Raw genomic sequence first — 7,233 nt, 5'->3', positions numbered from 1 at the left:
GGAGGATTTCTGGTTCATCTTATCGATTAGGAGATCGAGATGACGAAGAAGCCTACCACATCGAAAGACGCTGCCGACAAGGTGGTCAAGAATATCCGTCGCAAGACGCGCCAAACCTACTCAGCTGAAGAGAAGATCCGCATTGTACTAGCTGGCCTGCGCGGTGAAGAGAGCATCGTTGTTCTTTGCCGTCGTGAGGGGATTGCGGAGAGTTTGTTCTACAGTTGGTCCAAAGAAATTCTGGAGGCAGGCAAACGGCGTTTGTCTGGAGATACTGCGCGTCAGGCCACATCACCTGAAGTGAAGGAGCTGCGTTCAGAGTCTATGGCTTTGAAGGAATGCGTGGCGGATCTAACGCTTGAAAACCGCTTGCTCAAAAAAAGTATGACAGGAAGTGGGGGGTAATGAGACCTTTTCCGCCATTGGTCCGAGGACAATGGTCGAATGAATGAGGTATCCCGCTTCTGAGAAACTGGAGATCATCCGCACGGTCGAGGGATCGCATCTGCCGGTCAAGCAGACCCTCGATATGTTAGGCATACCGCGCAGCACCTTTTACGGTTGGTATGACTTGTATGTCGACGGCGGCTTGGATGCCTTGGCCGATCGTTCGCCGCGACCCAAGTCTGTCTGGAACCGGATCCCAGATGTGCGGCGCGACGATCTGATCGAGTTTGCGCTGGAACATGAGGCGCTGACCACACGGGAACTGGCGGTCAAATACACTGATGAGAAGCGGTATTTTGTTTCTGAATCATCAGCTTACCGCATTCTCAAAGCAGCGGACCTGATTACAGCACCTGACTATGTGGTCATTAAAGCGGCCGAGGAGTTCAAAGACAAAACCACGACCATCAACGAGATGTGGCAAACGGACTTCACCTACTTCAAGATCATTGGCTGGGGCTGGTATTATCTGAGCACGATCCTCGATGATTACAGCCGCTACATCATTGCGTGGAAGCTTTGCACCATTGCCGGCAGGGTATTGCGCAGCAATGTCCCGAGAGGGAACATGCGTACTGAGGACGTGACAGACACGATCGAACTGGCGCTGACGGCGTCTGGTTGCGACCAGGCGGTTGTGCGTCACAAGCCACGCCTGCTCAGCGACAACGGTTCATGCTACATCTCCGGCGATCTGGCCAAGTGGTTGGAGGATCAAAAAATGACGCATGTTCGGGGCGCACCGTTCCACCCACAAACCCAAGGCAAAATCGAACGCTGGCACCAGACCATGAAGAACCGGGTTCTGCTGGAGAACTACTATCTGCCCGGTGACCTCGAACGCCAGATCGGGGCCTTTGTCGAATACTACAACAACCAGCGCTACCACGAGAGCCTGAACAACGTCACACCAGCCGACGTCTACTTCGGCCGCGACAAAGCCATTCTGAAGGAAAGGGAAAAGATCAAAAAGCAGACAATCAAACAACGCCGCTTGCAACATCAAAAACAGGCCGCATAATCTATCACACAAACGAACCAGAGCCTCCAATGCTCAAGCCGCTCTGACGTCCAACTTTATATGACGACGGACAGTGTTCGTGTTCAAACGTGGTCGAGACACCGGATTGAGTGCCGATTTTTCGTCGCCACAAGTATACTGCAAATGATTAAAAAGATAAAAAACCAACATATAGTCATAGCCCCATGGGGCGCACTTCATGTAGATTAACGATAACTTTCGCGGGATCTTTGGCCCGATTTAGAGACAAATTTGCACCGATTTACAAAGTTTTAATGCGTCCAAACCGTGCGGCGTGCAGTTGCGAAATTTTCGCCGTAGCCACCTTTGCGGATTTTATGGGCGCGCTTTTGAGGTTCAGTCACAGTGAAGGCCATACCTTTGTCTTCGGCATAGGCAATCGCGGCCTCTTTGCTGTCAAACTTCATACGCACTTGGTTTTGGGTATCTGTGCTAGAGGTCCACCCCATCAGCGGATCAATATTGCGCGCACTGGCAGGCGCAAAATCCAAAACCCAGTCTTTGGTCTTGGCTTGACCGGACTGCATTGCATTGCGGGCTGGCTGATAAATACGGGCGCGCATGGGGGACTCCTTGTTTGTTATTCGGGTTATCTCTGTTTCCGCGATGCATTTCAAGTCAAACCGCGCATATGCCAAGGGGATAAACCCTTAATTCACACGATATGCGGATCAAATTGGACATAACAAAACCCAATGGCGTGGGGGTGACCGCCCAACCTTGAATACGGAGCGAGGGATGGGGTGTACATTCAAGGTCAGGCAGTCTTTTTCGCTGCTTGCAAGAGTAAGCTAAGATGCGACTCATTTTCCTGCAAGACAAAATAACGCATAAGTTGCATTAAAACTAAAAAATCCCCTCAAGGTAGCATTGCAATTTCAGCCAATATCCGCCCTGCCGTCAGATTCAGCTTATATTGCCCCGACAACCTGCATCACTGTGATAAAATTTGACAGCGAGAACCTATACCGCCCTGTTTCTTTGCGCCTCAACACGCCTTACTGACAGTTCTTGTCAGTCATAGCCTTGAACCTTTGCCGCCGGAGCGCAAGTATAAGGCAACCTCTAAAGGACTTTCCCGCATGGCCTACGCCCACAATGACAAGCGCACCCTCGATGACAGTGCGGTTTTGTCCAACCCTGCCCCAGATATCGCCGCGCGCCCCAAGCTTGAGGGCGGCAAACGATTCATCATGCATTCCAATTTCGAACCCGCAGGCGACCAACCTGCGGCGATCAAGGAAATCTCTGCGGCGATCAACGCGGGCGAACATGATCAGGTGCTTTTGGGCGCGACAGGCACGGGTAAGACCTTCACCATGGCGAAAGTCATCGAGGAAACTCAGCGCCCCGCCATCATCTTGGCCCCCAACAAAACGCTGGCGGCGCAGCTCTACGGCGAATTCAAAGGCTTTTTCCCAGAAAACGCTGTCGAATACTTTGTGTCCTACTACGACTACTATCAGCCCGAAGCCTATGTTGCGCGCTCTGACACGTTTATTGAGAAAGAAAGTCAGATTAACGAGCAAATCGACCGCATGCGCCACTCGGCCACGCGGGCTTTGCTAGAACGCGATGATGTGATTATCGTCGCTTCTGTATCTTGTATTTATGGCATCGGGTCTGCGGAAACCTACGGTGCGATGACGCAAGATTTAAGCGTGGGGGGCGAATACGATCAGCGTCAAGTCATCGCGGATTTGATCGCGCAGCAATACAAACGCAACGATCACGGGTTTCAGCGTGGTACATTCCGTGTGCGTGGCGACAGTCTTGAGATTTGGCCCGCCCACTTGGATGATCGCGCTTGGAAACTGTCGTTCTTTGGCGAAGAGCTGGAAAGCATCACCGAATTTGATCCGCTCACGGGCGAAAAAACAGACACGTTCAAACAGGTGCGCGTCTATGCCAATTCGCATTATGTGACACCGCAAAAGACCATCAAACAAGCCATCGTGAGCATCAAGAAAGAACTCAAGATGCGGCTCGACCAGTTCAACAACGAAGGCAAATTGCTAGAGGCCCAACGCCTTGAGCAGCGCACCAACTTTGACCTTGAGATGCTTGAGGCCACGGGCGTCTGCAACGGTATTGAAAACTATTCGCGCTATCTCACAGGGCGCGCCCCCGGCGAGCCGCCCCCCACATTGTTCGAATTCATCCCTGATCGTGCGATTGTTTTTGCCGATGAATCCCATGTCTCTGTGCCGCAAATCGGTGGCATGTATAAAGGTGACTTTAGACGCAAAACCACGCTGGCCGAGCATGGTTTCCGCCTGCCCTCTTGCATGGACAACCGGCCTTTGAAATTTGAGGAATGGGACGCGATGCGTCCGCAATCGGTGTTTGTCTCTGCCACGCCCAAAGATTGGGAACTGGAACTGACGGGCGGCGTGTTCACCGAACAAATCATTCGCCCGACGGGGCTTTTGGACCCTGTGGTGGAAATCCGTCCTGTGGACACGCAGGTTGATGATCTTCTGGACGAAGTGCGCAAGCAAGCCGCCAATGACAGTCGTGTTTTGGTGACCACATTGACCAAACGCATGTCCGAAGACCTCACGGAATATCTGCACGAACAGGGCGTGCGGGTGCGCTATATGCATTCGGAAATCGACACCATCGAGCGGATCGAGATTTTGCGTGACCTTCGCTTGGGCGCTTTCGATGTGCTGATCGGGATCAACCTGTTGCGCGAAGGTTTGGACATTCCCGAATGTGGATTGGTGGCGATTTTGGATGCCGATAAAGAAGGCTTCCTGCGCTCTGAAACCTCGCTGATCCAAACCATCGGTCGTGCGGCGCGTAATGCCGAAGGCCGCGTGATTTTGTACGCCGATAAAATCACCGGATCGATGGAACGCGCCATGAGCGAGACCGAGCGACGCCGCGCCAAACAGATGGCCTATAATGAAGAGCACGGCATCACGCCGATGACGGTGAAAAAGAACGTCGAAGATATTTTGGCAGGCCTATACAAAGGCGACGTCGACATGAACCGCGTCACAGCCACCATCGACGCGCCGCTCGCAGGGGGCAACCTTACCACCGTTCTGGAAGGCCTGCGTGCCGACATGCGCAAAGCCGCCGAGAACCTAGAATTTGAGGAAGCCGCGAGACTGCGCGACGAAGTCAAACGTCTGGAAGCGGTCGAGCTGGCCGTGGCCGATGATCCGCTGGCAAAACAAGCCGATGTTGAGAAGGCTGTTGTGGATGCCAAGACCGCGTCGGGAAGATCAACGGGTGGTCGAGGCGGTATGCGTGGTGGGAATGCTGGTCGTCGGGGGAAACGGTGATGGCTCATCATGAAACGAAAGCAATTCTCAAACGCGCTGAAGAAGTTTTAATGACCGCCGAATTAGGCCTAACTGATCTCAACGCCAAAGACAAACAGCGGCGAAATGTCGGATTACGCAATATTATAGTCTTCGGGCGATCTGTTACGTTTGTTTTACAAAACTTAAGAAACAAAGAGCCTGATTTTGACAATTGGTATTATGAAATTCAAGCCGGAATGAAAAACGATCCCGTCTTCAAGTATTTTCTGCAAGCTAGAAACAACCTCGAGAAGCAAGGCAAAGTTAGCATTTCAACATCAGCTCAAATCCACAATTTTTCATCAAAAGACTTATCTCGAATGGGGCCTCGCCCTCCAAGCGCTGACGGTTTCTTCATCGGGGATCAGATGGGAGGATCTGGTTGGACAAGTAAGCTACCAGACGGGACTGAACTAAAATACTATGTGGACTTGCCCGAAGATATCGGGAATGTAACCCAACACTTTTCAGACCTAGAAAATGAAATTTTTAAGCCAATTCGCGGGAAAAGTGTGGACGAATTATCGGATGATTATATCAAAAAGCTATCGAAAATTTTAGATCTAGCGAAGCAACACTTCCTATCTGAGCCCCCAACACAATGGGTAAAAGGAAAACGGCTCCCAAGCTATATTAAAGTGATAAAGTAACATATGCCCTTAAGCTAGAGGCAGGTGCAACTGTCAATTGTTAACTTTTGGACAATTTGCCCCTCCCTTCTCCCTACTCGGTCACCGACAACCCCAGCATCCGCCAGACTTGCATGCCGCCGCGGTAGTAGGAAATCTTCTCTGCCGGAAAGCCTGCTTTGATCATGCGGCGGGCGGCTGTGGGGGATTGGCCGCACCACGGCCCGTTGCAGTAAAGCGCCACGGATTTGACCGCATCGCCGTCACATATGAATCCATCAAAATCAAGCTCGCAGCCCAGCTCGTCCAAACGATCCGCCGCTTGGGTATAAGGGATGTTCACAGCGCCGGGGATTGCGCCTCCTTCAAAGTTGGCCTCAACACGGCTGTCGATCACCATTTGGCTCGGGTCTTGCAGCATCGTGATCAATTCAAGCTCGCCGATGGTGGTGACACCCTCGGCAGGGCTCATCGGTTGGATGCAGAAATTCGGACAGGGGCGCGAGGTGCGGGCCCATTCGCCCGAAACCATATTGGCCTCGTCTTGAATGCGCGAAATGCTTTGGGGGCCTGTGTCCGTTGGCACATCAAACTGCATGGCTTCTGGCGTGATACCGACTGTGCCTTCGATAGCGCCTTGAGCTTGGGCTTGGGTCACGCTCATAGATGTGGCCAAAAATCCCGCAAATCCAACGGCGATCAAGCAGGTCATGCCCTTTGAAAGTCGTGTCATAGAAAGTTCCTCCCTATTGTCGCGCAAATCGTTGCGAGCGACTGACATGAGTATGCGACACATTTGAATGAAAAGCACTATGCCTCGGTTGTGGTCCATATGTAGCGGCAACTTACCTGCGCTCGCGGGAAATCCTGATCGTGACAGGGATAGCCGCGCAGAGTATGATCTAAACATGACAGACAAACGCCCTTCCCCGATCCGTGAAACCGACGACACCGCGCGCGCAACAGCCCGCGATTTGATCGAGAATACGCGCCACGCAGCGCTGGCCGTGTTGGATGAAACCGGCGCGCCATCGGTGACACGGATTGCATTTGGGCAGTCAGGAAACGGGCAATTGTTGTCGCTTGTCTCAGATTTATCAGCGCACTCAAAGCGCCTAAAAGCCGACCCGCGGTGCAGTTTGTTGATCGGCGATCTCCCTTCCAAGGGCGATCCGCTTGCCTTTGCACGTTTGTCCATCACGGCTGAGGCACAGTTTTTGTCGCGTGATGACCTTGAGCACGCAAAGCGCCGCGCAGAATGGTTAGCGACCCACCCGAAATCAGGCCTTTATGTTGATTTTTCTGATTTCAATTTCGTGCGTTTCACACCCTTGCGTGCTGATTTGAATGGCGGGTTTGGCAAGGCCTATCAGTTAAGTTCTGACGATCTCGCAATGCGCGCATAAAAACACCGAGACACTTTTGCGCCTCGGTGCATTTTATAATTTGTCGATCTCAATCAAATGAGCCGATCCATCCGCACATTGATTTGAACAGCCCCTTTTGTCGCCTGCGGAAAACTCAATCGCACTTGGTTTGAATTGGTTCCGTAGTTGGGCGTGACATAGGGCATGGTGCTAACATTACTGCCAGGGTAATCCCCCCATTTTTAATGGGGTCCAGCCATAGAATTCATGCGGCTGTTTTCAATTTCATTGCGGGAGTTATGCCGCCGATGCCCATGTTGGGCCGCTCGTTGTTGTAAGTCCAGAGCCATTCAGTCGCCTGGTCTTGTGCCTCCTCAATCGTTTCGAAGATGTATTGTCCCAGCCATTCGCCGCGAACGGTGCGATTATAG

The 7,233-nt window shown here is 52.1% G+C and carries 6 protein-coding genes and 1 pseudogene; 4 read left to right on the top strand and 3 right to left on the bottom strand.

Going from position 1 to position 7,233, the window contains the following annotated elements:
* Positions 1-39 precede the first annotated feature (39 nt).
* Positions 40-1,468: pseudogene (locus KO497_RS01955) on the top strand (IS3 family transposase).
* A gap of 272 nt (positions 1,469-1,740) precedes the next feature.
* On the opposite strand, the gene KO497_RS01950 reads toward KO497_RS01955, so the two are convergent.
* Positions 1,741-2,052 carry an ETC complex I subunit gene (locus KO497_RS01950; RefSeq protein ID WP_215942287.1) on the bottom strand — a complete coding sequence of 104 codons (312 nt, stop codon included), beginning with the start codon at positions 2,050-2,052 and terminating at the stop codon, positions 1,741-1,743.
* A 519-nt stretch (positions 2,053-2,571) separates the two neighbouring features.
* Here KO497_RS01950 and uvrB point away from each other — a divergent pair.
* Together uvrB and KO497_RS01940 are read left to right on the top strand one after the other, a co-directional pair.
* The gene (gene uvrB / locus KO497_RS01945; RefSeq protein WP_215942286.1) at positions 2,572-4,785 is read left to right on the top strand and encodes an excinuclease ABC subunit UvrB; all 2,214 of its coding nucleotides are present in this window, start codon (positions 2,572-2,574) and stop codon (positions 4,783-4,785) included.
* The gene (locus KO497_RS01940; RefSeq protein ID WP_215942285.1) at positions 4,785-5,456 is read left to right on the top strand and encodes a hypothetical protein; all 672 of its coding nucleotides are present in this window, start codon (positions 4,785-4,787) and stop codon (positions 5,454-5,456) included. Before uvrB ends, KO497_RS01940 begins: the two co-directional genes overlap by 1 nt.
* A gap of 73 nt (positions 5,457-5,529) precedes the next feature.
* On the opposite strand, the gene KO497_RS01935 is transcribed toward KO497_RS01940, so the two are convergent.
* Complete coding sequence (locus tag KO497_RS01935; protein ID WP_436799279.1) at positions 5,530-6,168, bottom strand: rhodanese-like domain-containing protein; 639 nt, start codon at positions 6,166-6,168, stop codon at positions 5,530-5,532.
* A gap of 175 nt (positions 6,169-6,343) precedes the next feature.
* Here KO497_RS01935 and KO497_RS01930 point away from each other — a divergent pair, with 175 nt between their 5' ends.
* A complete protein-coding gene (locus KO497_RS01930; protein WP_215942284.1) occupies positions 6,344-6,841 on the top strand; it encodes a HugZ family protein in 498 nt (165 codons plus the stop codon).
* 226 nt (positions 6,842-7,067) lie between these two features.
* On the opposite strand, the gene KO497_RS01925 is transcribed toward KO497_RS01930, so the two are convergent.
* On the bottom strand, positions 7,068-7,233 hold a 166-nt coding region (locus KO497_RS01925), incomplete at its 5' end, for an integrase core domain-containing protein (protein ID WP_215942293.1).

This window comes from Pacificibacter marinus (assembly GCF_018860665.1).
Taxonomy (GTDB): domain Bacteria; phylum Pseudomonadota; class Alphaproteobacteria; order Rhodobacterales; family Rhodobacteraceae; genus Celeribacter; species Celeribacter marinus_A.
This window is presented reverse-complemented; position numbering and strand designations above follow the sequence as displayed.